At 61.7% G+C, this 13,978-nt stretch carries 15 protein-coding genes; 9 read left to right on the top strand and 6 right to left on the bottom strand.

The annotated features are described in order from the left end of the window. Position 1: 1 nt before the first annotated feature. Together HNQ65_RS11785 and cdaA are read right to left on the bottom strand one after the other, a co-directional pair. Positions 2-307, bottom strand: coding sequence for a hypothetical protein (locus HNQ65_RS11785; RefSeq protein WP_184339724.1), 306 nt, complete (start codon positions 305-307; stop codon positions 2-4). Continuing rightward, positions 285-1,127 (bottom strand): diadenylate cyclase CdaA, encoded by an 843-nt coding sequence (gene cdaA, locus HNQ65_RS11780; protein WP_184339723.1) that lies wholly within the window; start codon positions 1,125-1,127, stop codon positions 285-287. The genes HNQ65_RS11785 and cdaA overlap by 23 nt, the downstream gene beginning before the upstream one ends. 73 nt (positions 1,128-1,200) lie before the next feature. On the opposite strand from cdaA, the gene priA reads away from it, so the two are divergent. The 9 genes from priA to HNQ65_RS11735 all read left to right on the top strand — a co-directional run bounded on the left by priA (position 1,201) and on the right by HNQ65_RS11735 (position 9,989). Beyond that, positions 1,201-3,537, top strand: coding sequence for a replication restart helicase PriA (gene priA, locus HNQ65_RS11775; protein ID WP_246438151.1), 2,337 nt, complete (start codon positions 1,201-1,203; stop codon positions 3,535-3,537). Positions 3,538-3,663: 126 nt separating this feature from the next. Continuing rightward, complete coding sequence (locus HNQ65_RS11770; RefSeq protein ID WP_184339721.1) at positions 3,664-4,107, top strand: hypothetical protein; 444 nt, start codon at positions 3,664-3,666, stop codon at positions 4,105-4,107. Between the two features lie 11 nt (positions 4,108-4,118). Continuing rightward, positions 4,119-4,655 (top strand): STAS domain-containing protein, encoded by a 537-nt coding sequence (locus HNQ65_RS11765; protein WP_184339720.1) that lies wholly within the window; start codon positions 4,119-4,121, stop codon positions 4,653-4,655. A 37-nt stretch (positions 4,656-4,692) separates the two neighbouring features. Next, positions 4,693-6,141 (top strand): GAF domain-containing SpoIIE family protein phosphatase, encoded by a 1,449-nt coding sequence (locus HNQ65_RS11760; RefSeq protein ID WP_184339719.1) that lies wholly within the window; start codon positions 4,693-4,695, stop codon positions 6,139-6,141. Between the two features lie 32 nt (positions 6,142-6,173). Continuing rightward, entirely contained in the window at positions 6,174-6,740 is a 567-nt protein-coding gene (grpE, locus tag HNQ65_RS11755; protein WP_184339718.1) for a nucleotide exchange factor GrpE, read from the top strand. A gap of 17 nt (positions 6,741-6,757) precedes the next feature. Further along, positions 6,758-7,915: a molecular chaperone DnaJ gene (gene dnaJ, locus HNQ65_RS11750; RefSeq protein ID WP_184339717.1), complete on the top strand. Its 1,158-nt coding sequence runs from the start codon at positions 6,758-6,760 to the stop codon at positions 7,913-7,915. Positions 7,916-7,920: 5 nt separating this feature from the next. After that, positions 7,921-8,823 carry a heme o synthase gene (gene cyoE, locus HNQ65_RS11745; RefSeq protein ID WP_184339716.1) on the top strand — a complete coding sequence of 301 codons (903 nt, stop codon included), beginning with the start codon at positions 7,921-7,923 and terminating at the stop codon, positions 8,821-8,823. A 9-nt stretch (positions 8,824-8,832) separates the two neighbouring features. Beyond that, positions 8,833-9,546, top strand: coding sequence for an SCO family protein (locus HNQ65_RS11740; protein ID WP_184339715.1), 714 nt, complete (start codon positions 8,833-8,835; stop codon positions 9,544-9,546). 8 nt (positions 9,547-9,554) lie between these two features. Continuing rightward, a complete protein-coding gene (locus tag HNQ65_RS11735; RefSeq protein WP_184339714.1) occupies positions 9,555-9,989 on the top strand; it encodes a DUF420 domain-containing protein in 435 nt (144 codons plus the stop codon). Between the two features lie 181 nt (positions 9,990-10,170). On the opposite strand, the gene HNQ65_RS11730 is transcribed toward HNQ65_RS11735, so the two are convergent. The 4 genes from HNQ65_RS11730 to HNQ65_RS11715 form a co-directional block, all read right to left on the bottom strand. Then, positions 10,171-10,479 carry a putative quorum-sensing-regulated virulence factor gene (locus HNQ65_RS11730; RefSeq protein WP_184339713.1) on the bottom strand — a complete coding sequence of 103 codons (309 nt, stop codon included), beginning with the start codon at positions 10,477-10,479 and terminating at the stop codon, positions 10,171-10,173. A 65-nt stretch (positions 10,480-10,544) separates the two neighbouring features. Further along, a complete protein-coding gene (locus HNQ65_RS11725; protein WP_184339712.1) occupies positions 10,545-11,429 on the bottom strand; it encodes an alpha/beta fold hydrolase in 885 nt (294 codons plus the stop codon). A 60-nt stretch (positions 11,430-11,489) separates the two neighbouring features. Continuing rightward, positions 11,490-12,533: a 3-deoxy-7-phosphoheptulonate synthase gene (locus HNQ65_RS11720; RefSeq protein ID WP_184339711.1), complete on the bottom strand. Its 1,044-nt coding sequence runs from the start codon at positions 12,531-12,533 to the stop codon at positions 11,490-11,492. A gap of 34 nt (positions 12,534-12,567) precedes the next feature. Beyond that, entirely contained in the window at positions 12,568-13,947 is a 1,380-nt protein-coding gene (locus tag HNQ65_RS11715) for an APC family permease (protein ID WP_184339710.1), read from the bottom strand. Positions 13,948-13,978 lie beyond the last annotated feature (31 nt).

The following is a 13,978-nucleotide window of genomic DNA, read 5'->3' as shown; positions in this document are numbered from 1 at the left end:
GTCAAAGCCCGGCGGCACCCTTGATGGCTTCCCCGGTCTTGGCAGCAGGCGCGGCGGCGCTGGCCGGCGGCAGCGTAGCCTCCAGCTGTGGCGGAGCCTGCGTAGGAGGAGGGATCACTGGTGTGAGCTGCGGCGGCGCGATGGAGGTGGGCTGCGGAATCCGTGGCGCCGGCATCGTATACGGCAGTGCCTGCCGGGCATCCTGCGCTTTGATCATAAACCAGAACAAAAACGCCAGCACCAGGGAGATGATCTTTTCCCGCCAGTTGCGGGTGATGAGTTCTTTAAGTTGGTGCCCCCAGTTCATGACTGCCCTCCGTGGCTGATTCTGGATGGGCGCCAGCGCCGCCATCCGAGAGAATTTCATTGATCCGCCGGCGCAGCTCATCCGGTTCCAGATCGTGCTCCAGCTTTCCTTGGAAGCAGAGAGAAAGAGCCCCCGTCTCCTCAGAAACCACCAGCGCGATGGCATCCGTCTCCTCGGAGATGCCCATGCCTGCACGATGCCGCAGCCCGATGGCGCGGTCCTGGATCTCACGCTGGCTCACCGGGAAAACACAGCCTGCAGCCGAGATACGCCCTTGGTCAATAATCGCACCTCCGTCATGCAGCGCCGTCTTGGGATGAAAGATCGTCGTGATCAGCTCGGGTGAAATGACCGAATCCAGCTCCACGCCGGACTCGACATAGGGCTTCAGATCAATCCCGCGCTTCAGCGCAAACAACGCCCCGCACCGGCGGGAAGAGAGCTGCTGCATGGCCTCCATCAGCACATCCAGCGCCTCGGGGTCCGGGCGGTTGAAGGAAAAAATACGGCTGCTCCCCAGCTCAGCCAGCACACGGCGCAGCTCCGGCTGGAAGATGATCACCAGCGCGATCGCCAGGAAAACCGAAAACCGCTGCAGCAGGCTGCTGATCACAGAGAGCTCCAGCAGCAGGGAGATCAGCGCCAGGCTCAGCAGCAGCACCAGCAGCCCGGTGAGGATGCGCGCACCGCGAGTAGCGCGGAAGAACAAATAGCCATGATACGCCAGCGCGGCGAGGATGAGAATCTCCACGCCGTCGCGCCAGTGCTCTGTCAGAAAGTGCCACATGCCGTTCGTTCCGTGCTGCTGAGTGGAAACCATCGCACGGGCAGGTTTGTTTCTCAAAAGAAGAATCGTATTTGGCCTGCGATTCACGAAGGCTAGGATGCAGCACATGCCCATCCCACAGCCGACCAACGCCCCAGCCCCCGGACAGAGCGATCTGTTTGGCCTGCCTGCGGTTGTACCGGCCACCCCTCAGCCAGACACCACTCGCATTGCCCGCGTGCAGCTTGAGGGCGCCGCCGCCATGGAGCTGGACTACACCATCCCCGCTTCTCTCGCAGAAGGCGTGGTCGTAGGCTCCCGGGTCATGGTGCCGCTGCAAAACCGCCAGATGGTCGCCGTGGTGCTTGAGCTGCTGAATGAGTCCTCCCACCGTGGCCGGCTCAAGGAGATCTCCTCCATCGTGGCCCGGCGGCCCATGTTTACCCCCGCTCTGCTCCGCCTCGCGCGCTGGATCGCGGACTACTACCTCGTTTCCGTCCACACCGTGCTCCGCACCATGCTGCCCCAGGCCGTGCGCGACAAGCCCGGCAGCTTTGTGATGGACAGCCATCTCAAGCTCCTGCGCGACCCCTCCCCTGCCGAGCTCGAAAAGCTCATGAACAAGGCCCCCATGCAGGCGCGTGTCCTTGAGATCCTGCGCAGTTGCCAGGGAGAGGCCACCCTCAGCCAGATCCGCAGGGATGTCCCACGCGCTGCCACGATCCTCAAGCCCCTCATCAAGGCGGGCTGGATCACCCGCAGCGAGGTGCGCGTGGAGCGCGATCCCTTTCAGGAAGAAGTCTTCCTCCCCAGCCAGCCACTCACACTCACCGCCGAGCAGCAGGTGGCTTATGACCGCATCTCGGCCGCCATTGATTCAGCCCAGCCTTCAAAACCCATCCTCCTCCACGGCATCACCGGCAGTGGCAAAACAGAGGTATACCTGCAGGCCATCGCCCGTGTGCTGGAGCGCGGCGGCACGGCCCTCGTTCTGGTGCCGGAGATCGCCCTCACCCCTCAGACCATCGAGCGCTTCAAGGCGCGCTTTTCTGACCGCAGCGACCGTATCGCCGTTCTGCACAGCCACCTGAGCGATGGGGAGCGCCACGACGAGTGGTTCAAGATCCATGAAGACCGGGCCGACATCGTGATCGGGGCACGCAGCGCCATCTTCGCCCCGCTTGAGCGTCTGGGCATCATCATCGTGGATGAAGAGCACGAGCCCTCCTTCAAGCAGGATGAGACACCGCGCTACCATGCCCGGGACGTGGCCGTAGTCCGTGGCGGCATTGAGAAATGCGTGGTCCTTCTCGGCAGCGCCACGCCCAGCCTCGAATCCTTCGAAAACGCAGGCAGCGGCAAATACGAACTGCTGGAGATGCTGCAACGCACCGATGGCCGTACCCTGCCCCTGATCCGTATCGTGGACATGCGCATGGAGCGCCGCAAAGGCACCGGCGTCAGCATCGTCAACGCCGGCATCCTCTCCGAAAAACTGCGCGCCGCCATCACCGCACGCCTGGAGAAGCGGGAGCAGACCATCCTTTTCCTCAACCGTCGCGGCTTCAATACCTCCCTCTCCTGCATCACCTGCGGGGAGACGGTGCAGTGCCAGGACTGCAGCATCCCCATGACGCTGCACAAGCACGAAAACCGCCTCGTATGCCACGTCTGCGGCTCACGGCGGCTGCCTCCTTCCAAGTGCCCCTCCTGCCAGGAGCCCGGCCTGAAATTTTCCGGCTTCGGCACCGAGCGCGTCGAGACCGCCGTGCGCGAGGTCTTCCCACAGGCACGCATCGCACGTGTGGACACAGACACCATCCAGCGCAAAAACCAGCTCCGCGATCTGCTGCGCGACTTCCGCGCTCAAAAGCTCGATCTCCTCATCGGCACTCAGATGATCGCCAAGGGGCTCGATTTCCCCAACGTCACGCTCGTGGGCGTTTTGAATGCCGATCTGGCGCTCAATCTGCCGGACTTTCGCGCAGCCGAGCGCACACTCCAGCTGCTGGTGCAGGTGGCGGGAAGAGCCGGGCGCGGAGAGGTCAAAGGAGAGGTCGTCGTGCAGACGTACGCCCCCCACAGTCCGGCCGTACAATTCTCCAGGCACAATGATTTCGCAGGGTTTGCCCAGCAGGAATTGGAGCAGAGGCGGGCTTTTCACTACCCCCCCTATACACACGTCGTCATCCTCGCCAGTCGGGGAAAACACCAGGCCATGGCCGAATTTGCCCTGAAAACCCTTCATCGCAGATTGCTCGAAGGCCTCTCTGAAGAGGTGCTGATGGGAGACCCCGCCCCTTGTGCCATGGCCAAGGCGCATGGCCAGTATCGCTTTCAGCTTCTGTTACGTACGCCCAAAATCCGCCCCCTCTGCCGCCACATTCAGCAAGTCCTGCAGTCCACGTCCCTGCCGGCTGATGTCATTGTCACCTGGGATGTCGATCCCGTGTCACTTTTATGAATTCTGTGCTGGCGCAATGAAGAATCGAAGGGGAACGTTGACATCAAGCGTCCAGAATTAATATTCCTATCCCTCATGACACCAGAGAAACGCGCCTTCTGCCTCCGACTTGGATGCCTTGCCATCTTGGCTTTTGCGCTTTCTGCATGTTCCAGCACCGTTGAAGGCCCTGGAGGAAAGATCACCAAGGTGAAATACTACCACCTGATGCCTTTCTTTACGCCGCAGACGACCAACCAGACGATCCTCTTCGAGCGCCAGCATTTCACTTATGGTGCTGTGACCAAGAAAGAAATCGTGGACCGTTTCGGCCACTATTACGCCTTCTTCTGGAAGGCGGATGACCGCACCGGCCCCGTGACCGTGCGTTTCGAGTATCAGCAGGCGAAGTCAGGCCTAAGCAAGCGTGTGCAGGAGCAGGTCGTCGAAGATATTCGGCGTAGCAACGTTTCCAAATTCCAGGTAATCGGCCCAGAATATCAGAACAGTGGCCGCGTAATCGCATGGCGCGTCAGCGTCCTGCGAGGCAAGGAAGAGCTGGTCAGCCAGCAATCCGCGCTCTGGAACTAACCCCCCCACGCATGACTCCTCCCACTCACATACTTGTTGGCACCATCGGACGCGTATTTTGGATGAGAGTGGACGGAAGGGGCACCTTCCAGAACAGCCTGCAGGCTAAAAAAGCTCTCCAGCGCGTGGTCGCCCAGGGAATGAGAAATCTTGTCGTCGATCTGGAACGCTGTCCCATGATGGACTCCACTTTCCTCGGCATGCTTACCGGCGCAGCCCTCAATCTGCGCGAAACAGGCGGCGGCTCCCTCAGCGTCGTCAATGCCAACCAGCGCAATCTCCAACTCCTCACAAGCCTTGGCTTGGACCACATTCTCGACCTGGACCGCGAAGGCACCCTCTGGGAAACGGAGCGTAAAAAAGTTTCCACCGCACTCCAGCAGTGCAATGAATCCAACGCCGAATGCAAGGAGGTCCAGACCCAGCACGTGCTGTCAGCCCATCAGGCCTTGGCCGAGGTGAGCGATGCCAATGAAAGCCGCTTCCATGACGTGATCGAGTTTTTGGAAAAGGAGCTGGAAGCCGGCACATCTGCCGCATCCGCCTAGGCGCACCCCGGAATGAGCCGGGCCGCCTGATGACACCATGACCATCGCTTTACTTGTCCTGATCGTGCTGCTGATGACGGCGGGACTGGTGATGCTGGCGCAGATTGCCCGGCAGCAAAAGCATGCCATCGCGGAGCTGCGCGCCGAGGAGGAGGCCATCGTCGCCGAAGAGCGCCGCATGTTCCACTATCTGCACGATCTCGGCGAAGCCATCTGGCGGGACGACCAACAGGCATCCATGTACCGCCTCATTGTCGAGGGAGCCATCCGCGTGACCCAGAGCACTGGCGGCGCGCTCTACCTCTTCGATGAAGCCTCCCAGCAGCTCGTCCCCCGCCACTACTCCGACTTCTGCGCCCCTCTCATTTCCTTGCCCGAACGCGTGCGCCTGCTGATGAAGGAAAACCCCGCCACCCTGCTCAGCACCCTGCGCATGCACGCAGAGCCGGTGAAAAGCGGGCTGCTTGGCAGCGTCTTCGTTCAGCAAAAAACCGAGCTTCTTTCAGACCTCGGCGCCGAGATGCGCCTCGGCGAGCATCTGGTGACCTCACAGAAGGGTGTCACCGCCATGATCGGCCCGCTGAGTTTTGGCATGCGCAGGCTCGGCATTCTCGCCGTCACATCCCCAAAGGATGGCCGCAGCTACAACGCCAACGACTTCGAAGTCTTCAATTCCCTCATCGAGCAGTCCGCCTTCGCGCTGGCCAATGCCATGTCTCATCAGGAGGCCTCCAAAAACCGCATGGATCAGCAGGAGCTGCAAAACGCCAGCCAGATTCAGAAGGTCCTCCTTCCAGACGCAGATCCCCAGGTGCCGGGCTTCATCATCGCCGGGCGGAACATTCCTGCACGCACCCTCAGTGGCGACTACTTTGACTACCTGCAGCTGCCGGACGGCCGTTTCGGCGCCGTGATCGCCGATGTCTCGGGCAAAGGCTTGGGCGCAGCCATGATCACTGTGATGTGCCGCACGCTCATGCGCGCCAAATCCCAGGGCTCAACCTCCCCCAGCAGCGTCCTCGCAGCCGTCAACCGCCAGATCGCCCCGGACATCCGTGAGGACATGTTCATCACCATGTCCTACGTGGTCATGGAGCAGAACGGTTCCACGCTCACTCTGTCCCGCGCCGGCCACAATGCCGCCCTGCTCTGGCGCAAGGCCACCGGCAAGGTGGAGTCCATCCACCCGCCCGGCCTCGGCGTCGGCATCGACAAAGGGGCCGTCTTTGAACGTGTGACCAAGGACGCCAGCTTCGACATGGAGCCAGGAGACTGTCTCCTGCTTTACACCGACGGCGTCAACGAGGCCATGGACCCCAAAGGCGTCGAGTTTGGCGAAGAACGAGTCGAAGAGGAGCTGGCCAAACACGCCCCCCACGGCCCCAAGGCGGTCATCGGCGGCATCATCATGGATCTGGAGCATTTCCTCAAAGGCCGCCGCTCCCATGACGACATCACCTTGATTGCCATCCAGAAGACGGCATAGTCGCGGCCCCCCAAAAAACCGCGAAATCCCCTATGACCGAGCCGAGTCCCGACACGACCCAGCAATTCCCTGCTGAAGAAATCCCCGCCGCCGAAGCTGCCGCCCCTGCGCAGGAAGCGGAACAGGCCGCTCCTCAGGATCCCATCACAGCACTCACCCAGGAGGTCGAGCGCTGGAAGGACATGGCCTACCGCAGCCAGGCAGAGCTGGATAACTTCCGCAAACGCTCCGCCCGCGAGGCCCAGGAAACCCGCGCCTACGCCAATGGCGAACTCCTCCGCGCCCTCTTCCCCATCCTCGACAATTTCGACATGGGTCTGGAGGCTGCCCGCGCAGAATCCGAAAAATCCATGATCTTCATGGGCATGAACATGGTCAACCGCCAGCTTCAGGACTTCCTGCGCGACAGCGGGGTCCAGGAAATCGAATCCCTCGGCAAGGCATTCGATCCCAATCTCCACGAGGCCGTGGCCCAGGAGGCCAGTGCCCAGGCCGCTGAAGGCACCATCATCCGTGTCACCCGCCGCGGCTACAAGCTCAAGGACCGCCTCCTCCGCGCAGCCAGCGTCATCGTTTCCAGTGGCCCTGCTCAGGCGTAACCTCCTTCCCTCCTGCTATGGCCGACAAACGCGATTACTACGAAGTCCTTGGCGTCTCCCGCGACGTCCCGGCTGATGAGCTGAAAAAAGCCTACCGCAAGCTCGCGGTGAAGTACCACCCCGACAAAAACCCCGACGACAAGACCGCCGAGGCCAAGTTCAAGGAAGTGGGAGAGGCCTACGACGTGCTCAGCGACGAGCAGAAACGCGCAGCCTATGACCGCTACGGCCACGCCGCCTTTGCCGGTGGCATGGGCGGCCCGGGTGCCGGTGGGGGCGGTGGCTTCCACGATCCCTTCGACATCTTCCGCGAGGTCTTCAGCGGCGGCGGTGGCGGCATCTTTGAGCAGTTCTTCGGCGGTGGTGGCGGCGGCGGTGGCCGTCGTCGCGACGGCCCCCAGCGTGGCAGCGACCTCCGCTACGGCATGGAGATTACCCTTGAGGAAGCAGCTCACGGCATGGAGCGCGAGATCGAGTACGAGCGCAGCGCCTCTTGCAAAACCTGCTCCGGTTCCGGCTCCGCCAGCGGCGGTGGCGGCAAAAAGACCTGCCGCACCTGCGGCGGTGTCGGCCAGGTCATCAGCTCCCGCGGCTTCTTCCAGATCCAGCAGACCTGCCCGGACTGCAGCGGCAGCGGCGAAGTCATCAGCGACCCCTGCCGCAACTGCCACGGTACCGGCCGCTCCAAAGAGCGCACCAAGGTCCGCGTCAAAGTTCCTGCTGGCATCGAAGACGGCTCCCGTCTCCGCTCCACGGGCAACGGCGACCTCGGCGTCAAAAACGGCCCTGCTGGCGACCTCTACATCGCCATCCAGATCAAGCCGCATGAGATCTTCGAGCGTGAAGGCAATGACCTCCACTGCGACATCCCGCTTTCCTTCGGCGTCGCTGCCCTCGGCGGTGAGATCACTGTCCCCACCATGGAGGGCAAGGCCTCCGTCAAAGTGCCCTCCGGCACCCAGAACGGCACCACCTTCCGCCTCCGCAGCAAGGGCATGAAAATCCTCGGCGAAGACCGCCACGGCGACCTCTACGTCCACGTGCAGATCGCCGTGCCCACCAAGCTCAATGCCGAACAGCGCGAAAAACTCGAAGATTTTGCCAAATCCCTCGGCGAGCAGACCTCCCCCATGGAAGAAAGCTTCTTTGAGAAGGCCAAGAAGTTCTTCCGCTAACTGCCATGACCACCCGCGACCTCCTGACCCTGACGAAGTTCCGCCTGAGCGCGCTCGTCATCGTCACCACGCTGGTGGGGTTCTGGCTCCGTGCACCGAAAGGCTTCGATTTCTGGCTGCTCTTCCACACCATCGTGGGCAGCACGCTGGCGGCCTTCGGTGCGGCGGTGTTCAATCAGCTCATGGAGATCGAGCCCGACTCCCGCATGCAGCGCACGGCCGACCGCCCCCTGCCTTCCGGTCGCGTCAGCCCCTCGGCGGCCTTTGGCATCGGCTGGCTGCTCAGCGCTTGGGCGCTCATTCATCTCACCATCCGGGTGAACATGGAGGCTGCAGCGCTCACCGCCATGACGCTGGCTGTTTACCTCTTCATCTACACCCCGCTCAAGCGTCAGAGCGCCACCAACACTCTCGTGGGCGCGGTCTCCGGCGCACTGCCGCCGCTCATCGGCTGGGCGGGCGCTGCTGGCCCCTTGCCTGCGGGCTCCCTCCCTCATTTCCGCTGGGAGCTCATGATCGAGCCCGGCGCCATCTACCTCTTCCTCCTGCTCTTCCTCTGGCAGCTCCCTCACTTCCTGGCCATCAACTGGATGTATCGAGATGAATACCGCAAAGGTGGCTTCGTCATGCTGGCCAACGACGATGAAATGGGCGAGCGCACCTCCCAGCACGCTCTGGCCTACGCCGTCAGCACCGTGCTGCTCATGTTCTACCCTGTCTATGCGGGCGTGGCCTATCCTTGGTGGTTCCTTCCTCCTGCTCTGCTGCTCAGCGGCTGGCTCTGCCTACTGGCCGTGCGCTTCAATCGCCAGCCCGAGCGGCCTACGGCTCGCAAGCTTTTCTTCTGCACGCTGATGTACCTCCCGGCCATTTTGACCGTATCCATCCTCGCCTGGAAACGGGCTTAACCTCCTGCCATGAACGACTCTCCCGCGCCCGCTCCTGCCAAGCTCAGCCCCTGGACCATCTGGGTGCCCATCATCATCGCCACGCTCGGCATCGTCGTCTTCTACAACTACCTCATCTACCGCTCCCGCATCGACAATGATGCAAACCGGCCCGCCATCCTCGGCCGCCTGGAGAAGGATCTGGAGCTGACCGAGCGCAGCGGCAAGAAGGTCCATCTCGCCGATCTGAAGGGCAAGGTCCTCATCATCTCCTGGGTCTTCACCCGCTGCCCTCGCGGCTGCGCGGCCGTCATCGCCAAACTCAAAAAGCTGCAGTCGGAATTCGCCAACGAACCCGGCGTACAGTTCGTCAGCGTCACCCTTGATGCAGACGACACCCCCGAGATGATGCAGAAATTCGCCCGCGGTCTCGACATCAAGGACGACGCCAACTGGTGGTTCGTCAACGGCGAGAAAGATGCCGTGCGCAAGTTCATGACCAGTCAGGTCCATTTCCGCCCTGTGCAGGACATGCCCGAAGCCGACCGCCTTTCCCCGGACGACAAATACATCCATGACCTGCGCGTGGCCCTCATCGACCACCTCGGTCACGTGCGCAGTCTCGCAGACATCCTGAATGCCGACCCCGAGTTCGCCAAGTTCTGGGACGAAAAGCTGCGCAAGGACCTGCGCTACCTGCTCAACGAGCAGAAAAAGAACCCCTACAAGCCCCTCGCCAACTGATCTGACTCATGGACGTCACCGAACTCCCCAAGCTCTATACCATCTTCAACGGCTGCGCCCTGCTGCACATCATCCTCGGCCTGACGATGATCAAACTCGGCCACAAAAAGCCGCACATCGTCAGCATGGTCATCGCCCTGCTGTTCTCCACCGCCTTCCTCGGCTGCTACCTCTACTATCACTTCCATGCAGGCCACGTGAAGTTTGCCGGCACCGGCCTCTCCCGCCCCATTTACTTCACTGTCCTCTTCACCCACATCCCTCTGGCCATCCTCAGCCTGCCGCTCATCATCATGACCGTCCTTCCCGGCCTGAAGAGCCGCTTCGACAAGCACAAGCGCATGGCTAAATGGACCGTCCCCGTCTGGCTCTACGTCTCCGTCACCGGCATCATCGTTTACCTGATGTGCTACGTCTGGTACGGCCCACCCATCCGTGCGTGACATCGCCCGCACAATAAAGTGATCTGATCAGATCATCACATCTGCGCGGGAAGTCTGCACCTCGGAAATCAAAAATCGATTGTTCGGCAATCTTCAATCCTCCGTGCGTCAGCGGCTTTCACTGGCCTGGAGCATGCGCAATTGACGATTAATGAGCATCTGATTGTTGAAGCGGCCCCCTTCACTCCTCAAACTTCCACGTCTTCTGCTTCACCGGCTTGAGGTCCGTGCGCCCGCGTTTCTTCCGAAACACGTCAAAGACGATGTCGGACCCATCCGCCTTCATCTGGTGCACCATCTTCAGCAGCAACCCCAGGCGCCCTTTCGGAAACCCCGCCTTGTTCGCAAACCACCCCAGATACTCCGCCGGGATGTCATAGATCGGCACCCCGTTGGGCGGAAAATGCTGCGGCCCGTATTTGCCAAACGGCATGAATGTCCGTCCGATCTCCTCAAAATCGGCGCGCATCCGTGCTTCCAGGTCGTCCATGCCACAAAGTAGTGCGGGCAATCCTGCCCGCGAGTACCTTCTGCAGCCGCAAAAAGAGACTAGGGCTATTTCACAGCCTCAACACGCCCGCTCACCAGCTCTTCTACAATCTCCTCCGTGCACAGAAACGGCAGCGAGTAGTGCCCGTCCTCCTCCCACACCTTCAGCGTGGCGTTCGGAATCTTCCTCACAAACCGCTCCACCATCGACACCGGGATGTTGCTGTCACGCCCGCCATGCCAGTAACGCATGGGAAAGCGTACGCTGCCAAGCTCGATCCCCCAGTCGCTCGAATAGATGTTTCCATCCAGCCTCACTGCATGCACCGGCGAGGAGACCCCCACACGCCCGCTCGTGGTCAGGATGCGGTAGAGATCCGGTCGCGCAAAGGCCTGCTGGTCGCGCTCGCACATCTTGCATACCTGCGCTGCTACAAAAGGTGATGCCGCTGGCAGCCGCATAAACTGCGCCGCCACAGCCAGCCCGGCCCCCAGAAACCACGGCACCCGGTCCTGCGCCCAAAGCGCCAGCCGGTAGGCCCACAGCAGATCCTTCGTCCCCACTTCCCTCAGTGGTGGCGCGCCGCAGACCACGCCCGCGCTCAGCAGCCGCTCCGGCATCGCATGCGCACAGGCCAGCACATACGGCCCGCCACCCGACACACCCAGCACATGAAAGTTGTCCCACCCCAGATGCGCCGCCAGCTCGCGCATATCCCCAGGCCAGTCCAGCAGCCTGCGCCCCGGCTGAAAATCCGACAGCCCAATGCCAGGGCGATCCGGCGACACCACACGCAGGCCAAACTTCTTGCCCACCTCATCCAGCATCTCCCCCTGCAGCCGCGACCCCGGCCAGCCATGAAAGTAAAACATCGGCACCCCCGCAGGATCACCGTACTCGGCATAGCCAAGCTTCCTGCCTGAAGAGAGCAAAAGGGGAGGAGCGTCCATGACCAGACCTTACCTCAATGTGCCTTCGAATAAAGACGCACATCCTTCATTCGTCCTTGGTCATTTCAAAGCCTCACGTGCCTCTCTCAGCAGCGCCTCCGTCGTCTCCCAGTCAATGCATGCATCCGTGATCGACTGCCCGCGCACCAGCTTGTCCACCGGCTGCGGAAACTTCTGGTTCCCGCCCACCAGATTGCTCTCCAGCATCGCGCCGATGATCGCCTTCTGCCCTGCCGCGCGCTGGCGCACGATCTCACGAAACACACCCGGCATCCGCCGGTGGTCCTTCGCGCAGTTGCCATGGCTCGCATCGATCATGATCGCAGGCTTCAGCTTCGCCGCTTCCAGCCCGTCGATCGTTTCCATCACATTGTCCGCTCCGTAGTTCGGGCCATCTTCACCGCCGCGCAGGATGATGTGGCAGTCCGGATTGCCGCTCGTCGTCACCGCAGAGGCCACGCCATCTTCGCTCACGCCCAGAAAGGTCTGCGGCTGCATCGCCGCCTTGATCGCATTGATCGCGGGCGCGATGTGCCCAAACGTCCCGTTCTTGAAACCCAGTGGCATGGACAAACCCGACGCCATCTGCCGGTGCGTCTGCGACTCCGTCGTCCGCGCACCGATCGCGCTCCAGCTGATCAGATCCGCAATGTACTGCGGCGTGATGGGGTCCAGCAGCTCCGTCGCCGTCGGCAGTCCCAGATCCAGCACATCACGCAGGATCTTCCGAGCCAGCCGCAGCCCCGCAGGAATGTCGCAGCTCCCGTCCAGATGCGGATCCATGATCAGCCCCTTCCACCCCACCGTGGTACGCGGTTTTTCAAAATACACGCGCATTACGATGCACAGCCTGTCCTTCAGCTCTCCAGCCAGCGCCGCCAGCTTGCGCGCGTACTCCATTCCGGCCTCAGGATCATGAATCGAGCACGGCCCCAGAATGACAAGGAACCTCTCGTCCTGTCCACACAGGATGTCCCGGATCTCCTGCCGCGAACGCGCCACAAAGGCAGTCTGCGCTTCCGTCGGCGCGATCTCGCTCATCATCCCGCGCGGAGCGGGCAGCGGAATGTTGGAGGCGATGTGGAGATTGGCGGTCTGGCTCATGGGAGGTGTTCCATAAGGCCAAAACCGCTTGCCTTCAATCTTCCTGCGCCACCGGATTCTTGGGCTTCAAAATGAAGTATAGCACCACGCTGATCAGAATAACAGCCCCCGCAATCAGTGGCGCTGTGCGCTGTGCCGCATCCGTGCTGGTGATCCCACTCTGCACCCGCACCACAATCAGCGAGGCACACACCAGCGCGCCCAGCACCGGCACAAACGCCGGAGGCTCAAAGCCTCCCTTCGGCTCATCAGGTCGGCGCTTCAGAATGATCAGCGAGATGTTCACCACCGTGAAAACAATCAGCAGCAGCAGCACCGTGGACTCCGCCAGCTGCTTCACACCACCGCTCAAAATCAGCACCGACACGATGCCAAACAGCACAAACACCGCCACATGCGGCGAGTGCCGTGTCGGATGCAGTTTGCCCAGCACCGCAGGCAGCAGCCCCTGGCGGCTCATCCCATACAGCAGCCGCGATCCCATCAGGTAGTTCAGCAGCGCCGTATTCCCGATCGCAAAGATCGTGATGAAGGCATACACCGGCTTGATTCCCGTAAACCACGGTGCAGCACGCCGGGCCACTTCCATCAGCGGCGCATCACTCTTCGCCAGCTGCTGCCAAGGCACCACGGACACCGCCGTGATCGCCACCGCCAGATAGATCATCGTGGCCAGCACCATCGCGCCGATCAGCCCCAGAGGCACATTGCGCCCCGGGTTTTTCACCTCCTCGCTCACATTCAAAATATCCTCAAACCCGATGAACGAATAAAACGTCAGCACCGCACCTTGCATGATAAGCGCCATCGTGATGCCTGAGCCCGCGCCACCTGCCGCCGTGTCCCCCGGAGATTCCAGATAGTTCACCCCGCCCCAGTAGCGCACGCCGATGATGATGATGAAAATCAGCCCGCTGGCTTCGATCACGGTGCACAGAATGTTCAGCCACATGCTCTCCTTCAGACCGCGGTAGATCACACAGCCCACCAGGCCCACCACCCCGATGGCGCACAGCTTCACCGTCATGTCCGCCAGCTGCCAGCCCATCAGCTCCTTGATCTGTCCAATGATCGCCTGCGCTCCGGTGGCCATGCTCGTGAGTCCGCTCATCATCACCGCGATTCCGATGATGTAGCTCAGCAGCGGCTTGCCCAGCCCGCGCTGGGTCACATACGCCGCCCCGCCCGCCTTGGCATATCGTCCGCCCACACATGCATACGTCAGGCCGGTCAGCAGCGCACCCACCATCGCCATGATGAAGGCCAGCCACATGGCATTCCCCAGCCCCGCCGCCGCCTTGCCAATCAGTGCGTAGATCCCCGCTCCGAGCATGGACCCCAGACCGTAAAACATGATCTGCCAGGGACCGAGGGTCTGCTGCAATGACGGCTGGGAGGAGGAAGAGTCGGCCATGGCCACGCTAGTAGCCGAGATCGTGCCGCGC

It is taken from the genome of Prosthecobacter vanneervenii (genome assembly GCF_014203095.1).
GTDB lineage: Bacteria > Verrucomicrobiota > Verrucomicrobiia > Verrucomicrobiales > Verrucomicrobiaceae > Prosthecobacter > Prosthecobacter vanneervenii.
This window is presented reverse-complemented; position numbering and strand designations above follow the sequence as displayed.